The organism is Acinetobacter sp. CAU_H_78, assembly GCF_058599365.1.
This window is the reverse complement of sequence record NZ_CM178652.1, coordinates 12279-29578: the sequence shown is the minus strand read 5'-3', so window position 1 is coordinate 29578 and position 17300 is coordinate 12279. Positions and strand designations below refer to the sequence as shown.

Sequence of the window (17300 nt, the reverse complement as noted above, 5' to 3'; positions counted from 1 at the left end):
AGAGGGCTTTTTAGGAATAATGAGCTGGCGATGACTTACTCTCACATGGGATACCCCACACTACCATCAGCGCTAAGAGGTTTCACTTCTGAGTTCGGGAAGGGATCAGGTGGTTCACTCTTGCTATGGTCGCCAGCACAACTGGTATGATTACTCGCTATGGTCTTATCTACGTTGCTTGCGCTTCGTTTGCCTAGCTTTCTTCAAATAGAATGCATTAACAGATGTATCTGAGTTGCTGTAGTTTGTTCGATTAGCTTAACCAAATCAAGGTTTCGTCTGATCGTTAGATCAATATGAAATCAATTGATGCTTTATATACAACTGCTTGGGTGTTGTATAGTCAAGCCTCACGAGCAATTAGTATTGGTCAGCTTCATGCATCACTGCACTTCCACATCCAACCTATCAACGTCGTAGTCTTCAACGGCTCTTTAGGAGACATAAAGTCTCGGGGAAATCTTATCTTGAGGTAGGCTTCCCGCTTAGATGCTTTCAGCGGTTATCCCTTCCGAACATAGCTACCCGGCGATGCGACTGGCGTCACAACCGGTACACCAGAGGTTCGTCCACTCTGGTCCTCTCGTACTAGGAGCAGATCCTCTCAAATTTCCAGCGCCCACGGTAGATAGGGACCGAACTGTCTCACGACGTTCTAAACCCAGCTCGCGTACCTCTTTAAATGGCGAACAGCCATACCCTTGGGACCTGCTTCAGCCCCAGGATGAGATGAGCCGACATCGAGGTGCCAAACACCGCCGTCGATATGAACTCTTGGGCGGTATCAGCCTGTTATCCCCAGAGTACCTTTTATCCGTTGAGCGATGGCCCTTCCATACAGAACCACCGGATCACTAAGACCTACTTTCGTACCTGCTCGACTTGTGGGTCTCGCAGTTAAGCGCGCTTTTGCCTTTATACTCTACGCGTGATTTCCGACCACGCTGAGCGCACCTTCGTACTCCTCCGTTACTCTTTAGGAGGAGACCGCCCCAGTCAAACTACCCACCAGACATGGTCCTCGCTCCCGATCAGGGAGCAGAGTTAGAACCTCAATATTACCAGGGTGGTATTTCAAGGACGGCTCCATGGCAACTAGCGTCACCACTTCAAAGCCTCCCACCTATCCTACACAAGTAAGATCAAAGTTCAATGTCAAGCTGCAGTAAAGGTTCACGGGGTCTTTCCGTCTAGCCGCGGGTACACCGCATCTTCACGGCGAATTCGATTTCACTGAGCCTCTGCTGGAGACAGCGCCGCCATCATTATGCCATTCGTGCAGGTCGGAACTTACCCGACAAGGAATTTCGCTACCTTAGGACCGTTATAGTTACGGCCGCCGTTTACTGGGGCTTCGATCAATAGCTTCGCTTGCGCTAACCACATCAATTAACCTTCCAGCACCGGGCAGGCATCACACCCTATACGTCCACTTTCGTGTTTGCAGAGTGCTATGTTTTTAATAAACAGTTGCAGCGGCCTGGTTTCTGAGGCTGTCAACAGCTCAAGGAGCAAGTCCCATCACCATCAACAGCGTACCTTCTCCCGAAGTTACGGTACCATTTTGCCTAGTTCCTTCAGCAGAGTTCTCTCAAGCGCTTTGGTCTACTCGACCTGACCACCTGTGTCGGTTTCGGGTACGATTCCAGTGTAACTGAAGCTTAGAGACTTTTCCTGGAAGTATGGTATCAGCCACTTCACCAGTAAACTGGCTTGCTATCAGATCTCAGCATAGAGCACCCCGGATTTGCCTAAGATGCATGCCTACTTCCTTCTACCTGGACAACCAACGCCAGGCTGACTTAACCTTCTCCGTCCTCTCATCGCATTACACTGAAGTATTGGAATATTAACCAATTTCCCATCGACTACGCCTCTCGGCCTCGCCTTAGGGGTCGACTCACCCAGCCCCGATTAACGTTGGACTGGAACCCTTGGTCTTTCAGCGAACGGGTTTTTCACCCGTTTTGTCGTTACTCACGTCAGCATTCGCACTTCTGATACCTCCAGCATGCTTCTCAACACACCTTCATCGGCTTACAGAACGCTCCCCTACCACTTGCAATAAATTGCAAATCCGCAGCTTCGGTACATAGTTTTAGCCCCGTTACATCTTCCGCGCAGGCCGACTCGACTAGTGAGCTATTACGCTTTCTTTAAAGGGTGGCTGCTTCTAAGCCAACCTCCTAGCTGTCTATGCCTTCCCACATCGTTTCCCACTTAACTATGATTTAGGGACCTTAGCTGGCGGTCTGGATTGTTTTCCTCTTGACTACGGACGTTAGCACCCGCAGTCTGTCTCCCGGATAGTACTCATTGGTATTCGGAGTTTGCATCGGTTTGGTAAGTCGGGATGACCCCCTAGCCGAAACAGTGCTCTACCCCCAATGGTATTCGTCCGAGGCGCTACCTAAATAGCTTTCGGGGAGAACCAGCTATCACCGAGTTTGATTAGCCTTTCACCCCTATCCACAAGTCATCCCCTGGCTTTTCAACGACAGTGGGTTCGGTCCTCCAGTTAGTGTTACCCAACCTTCAACCTGCTCATGGATAGATCACCCGGTTTCGGGTCTATACCCAGCAACTAAACGCCCTATTAAGACTCGATTTCTCTACGGCTCCCCTATTCGGTTAACCTCGCTACTGAATATAAGTCGCTGACCCATTATACAAAAGGTACGCAGTCACCACACAAAGTGGCTCCCACTGCTTGTATGCATGCGGTTTCAGGATCTATTTCACTCCCCTCACAGGGGTTCTTTTCGCCTTTCCCTCACGGTACTGGTTCACTATCGGTCAGTCAGGAGTATTTAGCCTTAGAGGATGGTCCCCCTATATTCAGACAAGGTTTCACGTGCCTCGCCCTACTCGACATCATCATATCAGCCCTTTCGTGTACAGGACTATCACCCACTATGGTTGCACTTCCCAGAGCATTCCACTAAAACTGATATGACTTAATGGGCTGTTCCCCTTTCGCTCGCCGCTACTGAGGGAATCTCAATTGATTTCTTTTCCTACGGATACTGAGATGTTTCACTTCTCCGCGTTCGCCTCATAAACCTATGTATTCAGTTTATGATACCGACCTTATAGCCGGTGGGTTTCCCCATTCAGACATCTCCGGATCACAGGATATTTGCCGCCTCCCCGGAGCTTTTCGCAGGCTATCACGTCTTTCTTCGCCTCTGACTGCCAAGGCATCCACCACATGCACTTAATTACTTGACTATACAACCCCAAACAGTCGTTCATCCCTACAAGTAGGATGAGCAACAGATTGTGATGATTACTCATCACTCTCATACAGTTGGCATCTCGTAGATTTAACTACTGTACAGCTTCAATTAGATTCATATACCAAAACGCTTGATTCAGTTAATTTCGCTAGTTCTCATTCAATCACTTCAACTTCACAACCGAAGTCGTGTCGTTTCCGCTCTTGTATGAGTATGAACAAATTATTTCAACTCAAATATATTCTGTTAATGATTTTTCTCGTCTTCGTCAGATCGAGAAACTGTGATAAATCACAGAGGTTAATAACAATGCCGCGCATTATACGCCGCTTTCTTACTAAGCTCTATAAGCTATCAAACCGTTTGCTTATTACGTATTCGAACGAATACGTGGTGGAGACTAGGAGAGTCGAACTCCTGACCTCCTGCGTGCAAAGCAGGCGCTCTACCAACTAAGCTAAGTCCCCAGCTTATCAATAAGTCAATGTATCGTTCCGTTTCTGTTCGCTCTGCAATTAACGCTTCGTCAGTAGTGGTGGGTCTGACAAGACTTGAACTTGTGACCCCACGCTTATCAAGCGTGTGCTCTAACCAACTGAGCTACAGACCCTCAGATACATCGTCATGAAGAACAACTTGTTGTGGATTCTTACCAATCGTCAATCTTTCGTTAAGGAGGTGATCCAGCCGCAGGTTCCCCTACGGCTACCTTGTTACGACTTCACCCCAGTCATCGGCCACACCGTGGTAAGCGTCCTCCCTAAGGTTAGACTACCTACTTCTGGTGCAACAAACTCCCATGGTGTGACGGGCGGTGTGTACAAGGCCCGGGAACGTATTCACCGCGGCATTCTGATCCGCGATTACTAGCGATTCCGACTTCACGCAGTCGAGTTGCAGACTGCGATCCGGACTACGATCGGCTTTTTGAGATTAGCATCTGCTCGCGCAGTAGCAACCCTTTGTACCGACCATTGTAGCACGTGTGTAGCCCTGGCCGTAAGGGCCATGATGACTTGACGTCGTCCCCGCCTTCCTCCAGTTTGTCACTGGCAGTATCCTTAAAGTTCCCACCCGAAGTGCTGGCAAATAAGGAAAAGGGTTGCGCTCGTTGCGGGACTTAACCCAACATCTCACGACACGAGCTGACGACAGCCATGCAGCACCTGTATCAGAGTTCCCGAAGGCACCAATCCATCTCTGGAAAGTTCTCTGTATGTCAAGGCCAGGTAAGGTTCTTCGCGTTGCATCGAATTAAACCACATGCTCCACCGCTTGTGCGGGCCCCCGTCAATTCATTTGAGTTTTAGTCTTGCGACCGTACTCCCCAGGCGGTCTACTTATCGCGTTAGCTGCGCCACTAAAGCCTCAAGGGCCCCAACGGCTAGTAGACATCGTTTACGGCATGGACTACCAGGGTATCTAATCCTGTTTGCTCCCCATGCTTTCGCACCTCAGTGTCAGTATTAGGCCAGATGGCTGCCTTCGCCATCGGTATTCCTCCAGATCTCTACGCATTTCACCGCTACACCTGGAATTCTACCATCCTCTCCCATACTCTAGCTAACCAGTATCGAATGCAATTCCCAAGTTAAGCTCGGGGATTTCACATTTGACTTAATTAGCCACCTACGCGCGCTTTACGCCCAGTAAATCCGATTAACGCTTGCACCCTCTGTATTACCGCGGCTGCTGGCACAGAGTTAGCCGGTGCTTATTCTGCGAGTAACGTCCACTTATCCCAGGTATTAACCAGGTAAGCCTCCTCCTCGCTTAAAGTGCTTTACAACCAAAAGGCCTTCTTCACACACGCGGCATGGCTGGATCAGGGTTGCCCCCATTGTCCAATATTCCCCACTGCTGCCTCCCGTAGGAGTCTGGGCCGTGTCTCAGTCCCAGTGTGGCGGATCATCCTCTCAGACCCGCTACAGATCGTCGCCTTGGTAGGCCTTTACCCCACCAACTAGCTAATCCGACTTAGGCTCATCTATTAGCGCAAGGTCCGAAGATCCCCTGCTTTCTCCCGTAGGACGTATGCGGTATTAGCGTCCCTTTCGGAACGTTGTCCCCCACTAATAGGCAGATTCCTAAGCATTACTCACCCGTCCGCCGCTAGGAATCAGGTGCAAGCACCCTATCCCCGCTCGACTTGCATGTGTTAAGCCTGCCGCCAGCGTTCAATCTGAGCCATGATCAAACTCTTCAGTTAAAATCATTTCGAGTTTTATAAGTAAAACTCTTAAACTTGGCTCATCAATTTTCTGACAAATATTTCTCAAATAAACTTCGAGTAATTTCTACCATTCAATCAATGAAAATAATTTCGATCAATCAACCAGTAAAAATCCACACAAGTTGTTCTTCATAATCTCTTAATGATCTTTCTAACATCTCGTCAATGCTAGAAGCTGGACTTCGATAAACTCAACAACTCAACGCTTCGCGTTTCGTTTGTTTCCGTCTATCTCGTCGGTATGAGCTCATTATAGGGCAATTTCCTACACAAGCAAGTGCTTTTAACGCACACCAATCATGACTGTTTCATTTTTATGCACCAAATTGGTTCATTTTTCTACCAATTGTTACATAAGTTCATAATATTCCAAAGAAAATACAAACAAAACATTTATGTTTTATTTTTCACTTACTTTTTCACGCTTGGTGTTTTAATGGTCACACTGTTGATTTTTACGGCTGTTTTGGGAACGTCCTGATGCATGCCATAGTTCTGAGTAGGTACTTGAGCGATCTTATCGACTACCTCCATACCTTTAGTAACCCGCCCAAATACCGCATATCCAGCATTTCTTGGTGAACGGTCCAGAAAACTGTTATCTACCAGGTTAATAAAGAATTGCGCTTTCGCCGAATTAGGATCATTGGTACGTGCCATGGCCAAAGTGCCACGTTTGTTTTGCAAACCATTATCTGATTCATTCTTGATTGAAGCTTTATTATTGGCTTTTTCCTGCATGTTGAGATCAAAGCCTCCCCCTTGAATCATGAAGCCTGGAATGACCCGATGGAAGATGGTTCCTGTATAGAAGTTGCTTTTGACATATTCTTCAAAGTTTTTCACCGTAATCGGTGCTTTGTCATTAAAGAGTTCAATTTCGATATTACCGGATGAGGTTTTCATCTCAATCAGGGTATTGGCAGCAAAACTTGGCAAGCTAAATGCGATCAACGCGATAGCAGATAATGATTTTTTTAACATTTTTTAACTCATCTACTGATAAAGAAAGGTTGAGATTCACAACATATTAATCTTTCATGACTAATAATGCAGTGACCTGCCGACTAAAGACAAGAGAATAATAATGAGCCATGCATTACTACAGGAGAAAAGCGTCCATCAATTTCCACCCTGGCATTTGCAAGGGGAGGGTTTTATTCTGAATTACTGGATTACCCCTCATTTTATTCGTGAATTTCAGAGTTTTCGGATTGCGCCATCTCCACTCGGCCGTGTCGTTCAGATTCTATTAGTGCGCTATCATCATTCTCCTGTGGGTCCTTATGATGAATTACTGATTATGGATCATCCTTTAATTAGCAGACGACGTCTTTCGACTATTCCGAAAATTTATGTCTCTACTCATGAATCTATTGTGCATGGTCAGCACTTGTGGGGTATTCCTAAAGAATATGCAGAGTTTGACTGGCAAGAACAGGGACAGGAAACGATTTGTCGCATTACTCATCGTGGGCAAAGCATGACGCTTCGTCTTAAAAAACCTAAATCTCCTCGTTCTTTCTATTTAAATAGTCATCATCTTCCAAGCTCCATGCTAAAAATCCGGCAAACCTGGAAATCCCAACATTATCAGTTTAGCCCTCAATTTCGGGGTTATTTATCCAAGCTTACTCAGGCAGAGTGGCAAGATACTCAGGATATATTCCCGGATTTTTCTAAAGCTAAATATTTACAAAGCTTTTATGTGCCCAAATTTAATTTAGTCTTTCCAGAAGCCAAGATCCATAAAAAATAAAAAAGGTGTTTCACGTGAAACACCTTTTCTACATCTATTTTTGAATCAGATCTTTTTATCCAGGAATTTACGGAAATTCTTGCTGAGTTCGATGACCTGTTTTTTCGAACGTTTATGAATTGGGGTTAGATTAATAAAACCGTGTGCCTGATCCGTATATTCCTGATAGTACACTCGTACCCCATTCTCACGTAACTTCAATGCATAGATTGAACCCTCATCATGCAGCACATCATGACGGGCAGTAATCACATAGGCAGGTGGCAGATTCTTCAATTCACCATAAGTAGGTGAAATCAGCGGATCGTCCAGTTCGACCTGATGCGTTTCAGCATATAGCTTGGTCACCAGATCAATATCCTGAGCTGAAAGTACCAGGCCCTGATTGTATGCATAAAAAGAAGGATGGCGGCTTTTAAAATCGACAGCCGGGTAAAGCAATAACTGTGCACGAGGTGCATAGATTTTATCGGCACTCCGCTGGGCGACCACTGCCGCCAGATTTCCACCTGCACTATCCCCTGCCACTACAATCTGGTTTTTATAGATTTTCAGCTGCTTGATGTTTTGATGCACCCAAGCCAGAGCATCTTCACAGACCTGTACCATCTGCAAAGGACTGTATTCTGGCGTTAACGGATAAGCCACGCTGAGTACTTGCACCTTGGCATGCACCGCCAATAAACGGCAGAACTCATCATGCGTATCCAGACCACCCACTATAAATGCACCACCATGATAGAAAATGACCATCGGCAATTTTTTCTGTGGTGCCGGATGATAATGTCGGGCAAAGATAGTGCCATTTTGCAATGGCAGACGCAGATCCTCGACTGCCTTGACCGGCGTCGGTTTCGCCTGAATAGCTTTCATGCGTTCATCAAACAGTTGACGTGACTGCACCGCATCTTCACTAATAAAACTATGCTGTCCCTGTTTGATCTGAATCGCCATCAAGCATTTTATATAAGGATCCAAATCAGGATAGTCATAAGGATAATCCAATGCTTTTACCAGACGTTCTTGTGCAAAGCTCGGCAGGCAATCCAGCAAACGTGCTGCAGTGCCCTGCCCCTTATCCATTACAAATTTTGTGACCGGATTATTCGCACCCATGAGTTTTCATCCTTTTCCCATAATTCTTCATTTTTTCTACATGATTAGGGTTTTAGTGACCATATTCTTATATAAGTCTTAATATCAATGTACATAGATTATCTGCCAAATACGCTAACCTGAATTTAATCAGATGTCATTGACAGTTTAAGTGAGATTTTTACAGCACTTTTGCGACTTTGATGTAGAAGTCTGTATAAAAGGAGATAGCTTATGGCGATAAGAATAATAACGGTATCCTTAGCCACTGCATTTTTAGCCGTAGGCTGTGTGGCTTTTCCTGATGATGGTTATTATGACGGACGTTATGACCGTCGCGATCGAGGTTATGACTATCGTTATGATCAAGACCGCCGCTATGACCGGCAGCGCTGGGAATACGAACAGCAGCGTAAGAGACTGGAACTGGAACGTCGCAAAAATATTCAGCAGCGTAACTGGGAACAGGAACGACGTCGGCAAATAGAACTGGACCGTCGTAAAACTCAACTGGAACGACAACGTCTGGAACAGCAACGCAAGAATCTGAGTAACCAGCGTCAGAAACAGGCGCAGGCCGAACGTAAACGTCGCCAACAGCTGGAACAACGTAAAAAAGTGGCAGAACAGCAGCGTAAACGGGTTCAGCAAAACCGCTCCAATAATCCACGCTGGAATGATCAGCGACGTAAACAGGAACAGCAGCGACCACGTAATCGTCGTGATTAGGCAGAATATTAAATAAAAAAAGAGGCTCTGATTTAGATCAGGGCTTTTTTTATGGACTTGGTTTTATTGTTTTGATCTCATCCAAGCTATTTTCTTTTAATAAAAGAAATGTTTTCACTCAGCATAGTCTTGATTAAGATGATCCCATTTTATAAGTCGAAAAACCGGAGCAAATTTCAGGCAAAAAAAAGGCTTATCTAGAGAAAAGATAAGCCACGAAAACACATTTCTAAAAAAGAGAAGAAACTACAGCGATAGAATCTGAAATAAATAATATAGCGTTGCTCATTTTTTGTGTAATACTTTATTGCTTAGTTATTAATCGCTTTTATGTCTAAAAAATAATCTGGATAAAAAAAGCCGGACCATGTGTGAGGGATCCGACTGGAAAAAACAGCTTAAAAAATAAGGCAACAGCAACCTGGTCCAGCTCTCTCCTCAGAACAAGGCCGCTGTTAATGATGCTATGATGCACCTGTTCTAAAAATATTTAAAACAGATAAAAATTATTATTTCTATCTAAAAATACGATGCTGCTTTTATGAAAGTCATTAAATCTAAATAAATCCTAAAATTAATCTGTACTTGTGCTTGAATTTTTTACCCCTGCCCCGATTTCTTTAAATAATTAAAAATTTCAATCATGGCAGTTCAGTATTAACGCAGTTAACTCTGACGCCCAAGGACTGTACATGTTTAAAAACCCATTTAAACGGAGTAAATCAATGGCAACTGAGCAGAACGAACAAGTTCAAGATCTTGAGCAAGAGCAAGTGACACAAGAGGTAGAGCAAACTCAAGCTGAACCTGAACAAGTAGAAGTTACCGTTGAATCTTTACAAGAGCAGATTGCACAACTTGAAGGTGACTTAAAGTTAGAAAAAGCACGCACTGCCAATGCAGTTTACGAAGCACAAAAAAGTGTAGAACGTATTCAGCGTGAATCAGAAAAACATAAAGACACTGTTCTGGAAAAGTTCTCTAAAGAGCTGCTAGATACAGTAGATAACCTGGAGCGCGCGATTGTTGCTGCAGGCGAAGAACAGGGCCCGTTACGTGAAGGCGTAGAACTGACGCTGAAAGCGTTGCTCAATACACTAGAGAAATTTGGTGTAGTCGCAGTTGATACCGCAAATGGTTTTAATGCAGACCTGCATCAGGCAGTCGGTATTGATCCAAATGCTAAATCTAATGAAATCGGTACAGTCTTGCAAAAAGGCTATGCCCTCAATGGTCGTTTATTACGTCCTGCAATGGTCATGGTTGGCGCTTAAGCGAAATAAATCGGGAGTTTGTGAAATTTTTTCTAAAAATTTACTTGAAAAAAATTGAACGGCTCTCATATCGGATAACAAGTGTAAATCACAAAAAAATTTTTGAGGAAACATCCAAATGGCTAAAATCATTGGTATTGACTTAGGTACTACAAACTCATGTGTTGCAGTACTTGAAGGCGACAAAGTTAAAGTTATCGAAAACGCTGAAGGCGCACGTACAACTCCATCTATTATTGCGTACAAAGATGGCGAGATCCTTGTTGGTCAATCAGCTAAACGCCAAGCGGTAACCAACCCTAAAAACACATTATTCGCGATCAAACGTTTGATCGGTCGTCGTTATGAAGACCAAGCGGTACAAAAAGATATCGGTCTGGTTCCTTACAAAATCCTGAAAGCTGACAATGGTGATGCTTGGGTTGAAGTAAACGACAAGAAACTTGCTCCACAACAGATCTCTGCAGAAGTTCTGAAAAAAATGAAGAAAACTGCAGAAGACTACCTAGGTGAAACAGTCACTGAAGCGGTGATTACTGTTCCTGCTTACTTCAACGATGCACAACGTCAAGCAACTAAGGATGCAGGTAAAATTGCAGGCCTAGAAGTTAGACGTATCATCAACGAACCAACTGCTGCGGCACTTGCGTTCGGTATGGACAAGAAAGAAGGCGACCGTAAAGTTGCGGTATACGACTTGGGTGGTGGTACTTTCGACGTTTCAATCATTGAGATTGCGGATCTTGATGGCGACCAGCAAATCGAAGTGTTATCAACTAACGGTGATACCTTCCTGGGTGGTGAAGACTTCGATAATGCATTGATCGACTACCTGGTTGAAGAGTTCAAGAAAGAACAAAACGTGAACTTGAAGAACGATCCACTTGCGTTACAACGTCTGAAAGAAGCAGCTGAAAAAGCAAAAATCGAGCTTTCTTCTTCTAACGCAACTGAAATCAACCTTCCATACATCACTGCAGATGCGACTGGTCCTAAACACTTAGTGATCAACGTAACTCGTGCAAAACTTGAAGGTTTAGTTGCTGATCTTGTAGCTCGTACCATCGAGCCTTGTAAGATTGCGCTGAAAGATGCTGGTCTTTCAACTTCTGACATCTCTGACGTAATCCTGGTAGGTGGTCAGTCTCGTATGCCACTTGTACAACAAAAAGTACAAGAATTCTTCGGTCGTGAACCACGTAAAGACGTGAACCCGGACGAAGCAGTCGCAATGGGTGCTGCGATCCAAGGTGCGGTATTGTCTGGCGACAAAACTGACGTACTTCTTCTTGACGTAACTCCACTAACTCTTGGTATTGAAACCATGGGTGGCGTGTTGACTCCAATCATTGAGAAAAACACGACGATTCCTGCGAAGAAATCTCAGGTGTTCTCAACTGCTGCGGACAACCAGCCTGCTGTAGACATTTCAGTTTACCAAGGTGAACGTAAAATGGCTCAACAAAACAAATTGTTGGGTAACTTCCAGTTAGGCGACATCCCACCTGCTCCACGTGGTGTGCCACAAATTGAAGTATCGTTCGACATCAACGCGGATGGTATCTTGAAAGTATCTGCGAAAGATAAGAGCACTGGTAAAGAGCAATCGATTCAGATCAAAGCAAACTCAGGTTTGTCTGATGCTGAAATCGAAGCAATGATCAAAGATGCTGAAGCGAATGCTGAAGAAGACCGCAAGTTCGAAGAACTGGCTAAAGCACGTAACGAAGCGGATGCGTTAGTTTCTTCTGCTCAAAAAGCAGTAAAAGATCTTGGCGAACAAGTGACTGCTGACGAAAAAACTGCAATCGAAACTGCGGTTTCTGAGTTAGAAGCGTCTACGAAAGAAAATGATGTTGAAGCAATCAAAGCGAAAACTGAAGCATTGCAAAATATTATTATGCCGATCACTCAACGTGCTTATGAAGCAGCTCAAGGCCAAGGCGGTGCACAAGGTTTCGATCCTAATGCATTCCAAGGCGGCGAAGGCCAAGCTCAAAAAGCAGATGATGGCGTAGTTGATGCTGAATTCACTGAAGTAAAAGATGACAAAAAATAATTTGTCATTTTGAGAAAAAGGCCGCATTTTATGCGGTCTTTTTTTTGCTCAATGCATAGGCAATAGAATCTTTTTTAATTAAACTATAATGAAATAAATAACTTAAAAATAAAAACGTATGCAGAATTTTATTAAGCTTTTTCTTCTGGCTTCCGGGCTTGCGATCATGCTGCTCTACCCGATGGGCAATCTGCTTCTGATCTTACCGCCGAATGTGGTACTCGCGCCTTTTAATTACCTGCAAACCTTCGGAATTGAAGCTTCTTTTTCCTTAGGCTTTCTGATTGCCATCATTGTGTTGCTGATTCTGGCTGTACCTCAGCGCTATCCTTCCGGAAAAGGTTTTATCATTCTAGGTATTGGATTGCTGAGCTATATTATTTTCCAGATCTTTAAATCTGAAATCACACTGTATGCCTTTAATCACCAAACCAGACATTCCTATAACCTGAAATATTTAATTGAATTTATGATCTTCTTATTGAATGGTATAGGCCTTGGCTTTATCTATCATTCCAATATGCCAAGACAGGTTGAGCAATGGAAAGGCAAAAAATCATAATCTGGCCTGAGCAGAACCGTGCATAAGCACGGTTTTTATTGCCACTCTTTATCGCTCTGACGCTAGGATTTTGCTGTTTTTTTAGCTACATTGAGCCAAACAATATTTAAAAAAATACTATGCGTCTTTTAAGCTTTCTGGGGATTGTCGTTTTCATTGTGTCACTGTTTTTGCATCTACAAACCAAGACCCATCCACAATTAAAATTTAATTCCCTGGCTGACCGTTTGACCCATCCTTTTGATACGCGCCTACGTTTCCGGATTGACCAAGTCGATCCCGGTTTTGGCTTGACCCGTGATGAGGTCATTCAATTAAGTCAGGAAGCTATTCAGATCTGGCATGAAGGAACCAATCGCGATGATCTGATGGTCTATGATGAGAATGCTCAGCTGGCCATTCAACTGATTTATGATCAGCGCCAACAGGACTATGAAGCCTTTAAAAAGGTCGAAAAAAAGCTACTTGCCGATGAAGCCAGATATCAGCGTGAAGTCAGCAATCTGCAAGTTTCACAGAAAAATCTGGAAGATCAGCAGCAACGACTGATCCAGCAAAAAAGTCAGCTTGAGTTTGAATTTCAAACCTTATTGCAACGCCGTCAACAGGCCAGCTCATCTGCCGAGCGTGAACAGCTTCAGTATGAGATGGAAATGCTCAAGCCTAAACTGGAAAGTTTTAAGCGCGAATATGCTTATCTTCAAGAACAGCTATCCTCGTTTAACCAGCAGGTTTCTGTTCATCAAAACAGTGTGCAAAGCCATCAGCGAAATATCCAGCAGGCCCAGCAGCGCTTTCCCCCACGCCAGTTTCATAAGGGTATTTTTATGGGAGATAAGATCCAGATTTACCAGTTTGATGCCAAAGATGATTTACTTTTAACTTTGGCACATGAGCTGGGCCATGCCTTGGGCCTCTATCATCATAATGATCCGGAAGCCTTGATGTATCCGGTATTGGGTGAACAGAATCTGCAAGATTTCAAACTGCGTCCGGCAGACAAGACCTTGTTGTATACTCGATAAAATTCAGGTTTTAATTCCCTATATTATTTATGTGTTTAGGCTAGTAAAAATACAACCCGGTTTCATTTCATGTTATTGTGAAGAACAGTAGGACGTCTTAGGCCAACTTTCTTGGAGATTCATGTGAGTTACTACCATATTTTAATTGAAGTAAATGACCACATTAGTACGATTGATGAAACCCGTGATATCGAGATCTTTGATATCGAGGATATTCAACCTTATCTTCATTCAATTTTGCTGCCTTATTTCAATGAACAGCTGATCGAGCTGGATGATGAAAATCTTGAATTTAAGGATATTTTGCATCTGCAAGTGAAACAGACCTTATTGCCGATCAATGACTTGATTGAGGAAGAACAGCGTCTGTTGCCGAGCGATACGGACATTACCATTACAGCCTACGAGATATTTAATAACCGTGAACTGAGTCAGGATGTCACTACAGTGATTTTTGACTTGCTTGAAGCGGTCAAACTGGAAAGCTAAGCTTTCTTCAGATATAAAAAAGTCCTCATACGAGGACTTTTTTATTCAACTTGATATGTATTAGATCGAGAATGAAGATCCACAACCGCAAGTAGTGGTAGCATTTGGGTTTTGTACCACAAAACGTGAACCTTCTAGGCCTTCAACATAGTCAACCACTGAACCAACCAGATATTGATAGCTCAGAGAATCGACCAGCATTTTGACATCGCCATTGACGAATTCTGCATCATCTTCATTTTGGCTTTCCGCAAAGTTAAAGCCATAAGAGAAACCTGAACAGCCGCCACCGGTGACATACACACGGAGCATTAAGTCTTGGTTACCTTCACTGTCACGCAACTGGCGTACTTTATTTGCGGCATTGTCGGTGAGCACAAGCGCTTGAGCATTCATGGCGGATTCCTCTGTTGAATGGAATGTCTTTAAAAAGAAAAGACCATATTTCAAGTATAACACACTCAATATATGGTCAGTCTGTACAGATTAAAAGTCAAATCAGAGTAATTTTATCAGGATTGTTTATAGTTCTCATCCTGTAATGCACATTCGAAGTTTTTCGGATTCTGCTTGCAGCGGAATTGCCAGAGTAACTTCATCATGCGTTTGTCATAAATACCCCGTTTGGTCAGATCAATCCGCGAATCACGCATCAGCTTTTGATAACCTGGTTTATCTGCTTCAGGAATATCCATCCAGTATTTAGATGGAATATCTGCCTTCATTTTACCTAAAATTCCAAAAGCACGTGGTAACTGGCTCTTCACCCATTCACGTGATTTTTGTCCATATCCTGCCGGGAATTTATCTGGACGAATAATAATATTACCGGTGACCTGCAATACCGGATAATTCACAATAGCACCCTTGCTACCCAAACCTTTATGCAGCTCTAGCGGTTTAAATACGGCAGCCGGCGCGCCAATAATGTCGACCTGGCCATTGTTAAATTTAGAGCCAAAGTTGGTCACATCGGCGCTGACTGCCTGTGCACCCACCTGCTGAACCATGATTTTTTGTGCTTCGTCATAGTCGAGTACAGCAATTTTTTTACCTGCTGCTTTCGCCACAGTATTAATACTCCGGTCATTGACCATCAGGAAGGCATCACCTACCGGAATCACCCCTGCGACTTCATACTTGCCTTGAACCATGAGCTTGGCAAAAGTCGGACTCGCGAGGCCTTGCATCACTTTAACTGCCAGGTTCAGATCTGGAATTGCACCAATCGCATCGAGCGAACCGGTAAAACGATTGAACTGACGGCCGCGCATACCAGTGACACTGATCCCGTCACATTTACCGGCTTTAAAATCTTCTGCGACGACGGCTTCATTGGTATTTACCCTGAGCTCGATATCAGCGCCCCAATTTTTTGCGGCCAGCTGATAGTCTTTCATTACGGCATAGACGTCGCCATTTTTGCCGACCAGATCGAATACACATACCACCTGTTTTGCCTGAGCCAGACCTGAAACTGCCACGAGTGCTGCACCTACAGCCAGGGCTTTCCATCCTCTCTGCATCATTTTGCTTTCCTTGATTGCCTTGTTTTTGTTATCTGCTTTAAGTGCTACATGTTATTGTTTTTTATACTAAACATGAAAGCATTATTTTTAATCAGCTTAACTGCTTTGCCGTGATCTGCAATGGCAGATCTGACTTTGTTTAATATAAAAAAGCTTAGATAAATCTAAGCTTTTTTCCTTAAAAATCAAATTATTCGCCAGAAAGTGAACATTCAAAGTTGGCTTTATCGACAGAGCAACGCGCACGTTTCAGTACTGACATCATGCTGGCATCATAGATTCCACGCTTGGTCATATCCATACGCCCTTCACGTAATAGCTTCTGGTACTTGGTTTTGTCTTCCGCGCTCAGATTCAGCTTATATTTCGCTGGAATACCGGCTTCCAGACGATTGATCATCGCCATGCTCTTAGGCAGATTTTTAATGAACCAGTCACGAGACTTCTGACCAAAACCAGCCGGGAATTTTTCCGGACGAATCACAAAGTCAGAAGTGACATGCAGTACCGGGAAGTTAAACATGGCACCGCTATTGCCCAAACCTTTATAGATTTCGAGTGGCTTATACGCATACGCCGGTGCGCCCACCATATCGACCTGACCATTATTAAACTTGGCCACGAAGTTGGATACATCAGACACTACAGCCTGAGCACCTACACGTTGAACCATGATTTTTTGCGCATCATCATAGCCAAGAACAGCAAACTTCTTGCCTGCCGCTTTTTCAATGGAGTTAATGTTTTTGTCACGTACAAAGATAAAAGCTGAACCTAATGGCGCAATCCCAGCCACCTCATATTTTTTACCGCCCATGGTCGTAACCATTTTAGCGGCATTACGCTTATCCAAAGCGAAGCTAATCGCACGCTGTGCAATGGCATTACTTGGAGCACCACCTAAGGCATCGATTGAACCGGCAAACTTGTTGTATTGACGGGCACGCATGGCGGTCATGAATACACCATCACATTTGCCAGCCTTAAAGTCATTGTCAGCGACGGCTTCATCCTGACGGGCGATCAGATTAATATCTGCGCCCCAGCCTTTTGCTGCCAGTGCCCATTCCTGAGCCATCTGGAAAGACTCGCCAGATTTACCAAGTAGGTCAAACACACAGATATCGACCTTTTCTGCATGTGCCACACCTGCAAAACCAAATGCAGAAAATGCAGCCAATGATAAGAGTGTTTTTTTCATTTTAGTTATCCTTTGAAATCTTGTTGTTAGCTGAGTGTCCGTACACGCGTCAAATATTAAGCAAATTTATTTCAAAAAAATAGAGCATTTACTCCAGATAAAAGTC

Annotated in this window: 12 protein-coding genes, 2 tRNA genes and 3 rRNA genes; 7 read left to right on the top strand and 10 right to left on the bottom strand. The window is 44.1% G+C overall.

What is annotated here, in order from left to right:
* Positions 1-22: 22 nt before the first annotated feature.
* From rrf to AC4MCD_RS00100, 6 genes are all read right to left on the bottom strand, one after another.
* Positions 23-137 (bottom strand): 5S ribosomal RNA (rrf, locus tag AC4MCD_RS00125).
* Positions 138-339: 202 nt separating this feature from the next.
* Positions 340-3231 (bottom strand): 23S ribosomal RNA (locus AC4MCD_RS00120).
* Positions 3232-3630: 399 nt separating this feature from the next.
* Positions 3631-3706 (bottom strand) — tRNA-Ala (locus AC4MCD_RS00115).
* A 66-nt stretch (positions 3707-3772) separates the two neighbouring features.
* Positions 3773-3849, bottom strand: a tRNA-Ile gene (locus AC4MCD_RS00110).
* A 61-nt stretch (positions 3850-3910) separates the two neighbouring features.
* Positions 3911-5448: ribosomal RNA gene (locus tag AC4MCD_RS00105) — 16S ribosomal RNA — on the bottom strand.
* Together the 16S, 23S and 5S rRNA genes with 2 tRNA genes alongside form the textbook arrangement of a ribosomal RNA operon.
* Positions 5449-5883: 435 nt before the next feature.
* Complete coding sequence (locus AC4MCD_RS00100; protein ID WP_302700185.1) at positions 5884-6456, bottom strand: peptidylprolyl isomerase; 573 nt, start codon at positions 6454-6456, stop codon at positions 5884-5886.
* A gap of 103 nt (positions 6457-6559) precedes the next feature.
* Between AC4MCD_RS00100 and AC4MCD_RS00095 the strand changes: the two genes are divergently transcribed.
* On the top strand, positions 6560-7231 hold the full coding sequence (locus tag AC4MCD_RS00095) for an acetoacetate decarboxylase family protein (RefSeq protein WP_419365823.1): 672 nt from the start codon (positions 6560-6562) through the stop codon (positions 7229-7231).
* Between the two features lie 45 nt (positions 7232-7276).
* On the opposite strand, the gene AC4MCD_RS00090 is transcribed toward AC4MCD_RS00095, so the two are convergent.
* Entirely contained in the window at positions 7277-8347 is a 1071-nt protein-coding gene (locus AC4MCD_RS00090; RefSeq protein ID WP_302700182.1) for an alpha/beta hydrolase, read from the bottom strand.
* A 213-nt stretch (positions 8348-8560) separates the two neighbouring features.
* Here AC4MCD_RS00090 and AC4MCD_RS00085 point away from each other — a divergent pair, with 213 nt between their 5' ends.
* The 6 genes from AC4MCD_RS00085 (at position 8561) to AC4MCD_RS00060 (ending at position 14464) form a co-directional block, all read left to right on the top strand.
* On the top strand, positions 8561-9055 hold the full coding sequence (locus AC4MCD_RS00085) for a hypothetical protein (protein ID WP_180025579.1): 495 nt from the start codon (positions 8561-8563) through the stop codon (positions 9053-9055).
* A 725-nt stretch (positions 9056-9780) separates the two neighbouring features.
* The gene (gene grpE, locus AC4MCD_RS00080; RefSeq protein WP_419365824.1) at positions 9781-10329 is read left to right on the top strand and encodes a nucleotide exchange factor GrpE; all 549 of its coding nucleotides are present in this window, start codon (positions 9781-9783) and stop codon (positions 10327-10329) included.
* A 118-nt stretch (positions 10330-10447) separates the two neighbouring features.
* A complete protein-coding gene (gene dnaK, locus AC4MCD_RS00075) occupies positions 10448-12388 on the top strand; it encodes a molecular chaperone DnaK (RefSeq protein WP_491876328.1) in 1941 nt (646 codons plus the stop codon).
* Between the two features lie 118 nt (positions 12389-12506).
* A complete protein-coding gene (locus AC4MCD_RS00070) occupies positions 12507-12950 on the top strand; it encodes a hypothetical protein (RefSeq protein ID WP_004780368.1) in 444 nt (147 codons plus the stop codon).
* A gap of 119 nt (positions 12951-13069) precedes the next feature.
* Positions 13070-13975, top strand: a complete 906-nt coding sequence (locus AC4MCD_RS00065) for a matrixin family metalloprotease (RefSeq protein WP_419365825.1) — start codon at positions 13070-13072, stop codon at positions 13973-13975.
* 111 nt (positions 13976-14086) lie between these two features.
* Positions 14087-14464 carry a hypothetical protein gene (locus tag AC4MCD_RS00060; RefSeq protein WP_162835342.1) on the top strand — a complete coding sequence of 126 codons (378 nt, stop codon included), beginning with the start codon at positions 14087-14089 and terminating at the stop codon, positions 14462-14464.
* A 60-nt stretch (positions 14465-14524) separates the two neighbouring features.
* Here AC4MCD_RS00060 and erpA read toward each other — a convergent pair whose 3' ends face one another.
* The 3 genes from erpA to AC4MCD_RS00045 form a co-directional block, all read right to left on the bottom strand.
* Positions 14525-14860, bottom strand: coding sequence for an iron-sulfur cluster insertion protein ErpA (gene erpA / locus AC4MCD_RS00055; protein ID WP_004780362.1), 336 nt, complete (start codon positions 14858-14860; stop codon positions 14525-14527).
* A gap of 116 nt (positions 14861-14976) precedes the next feature.
* Complete coding sequence (locus tag AC4MCD_RS00050) at positions 14977-15990, bottom strand: putative solute-binding protein (protein ID WP_419365843.1); 1014 nt, start codon at positions 15988-15990, stop codon at positions 14977-14979.
* Positions 15991-16183: 193 nt separating this feature from the next.
* Positions 16184-17194, bottom strand: a complete 1011-nt coding sequence (locus tag AC4MCD_RS00045; protein WP_004780360.1) for a putative solute-binding protein — start codon at positions 17192-17194, stop codon at positions 16184-16186.
* Positions 17195-17300: the final 106 nt, after the last annotated feature.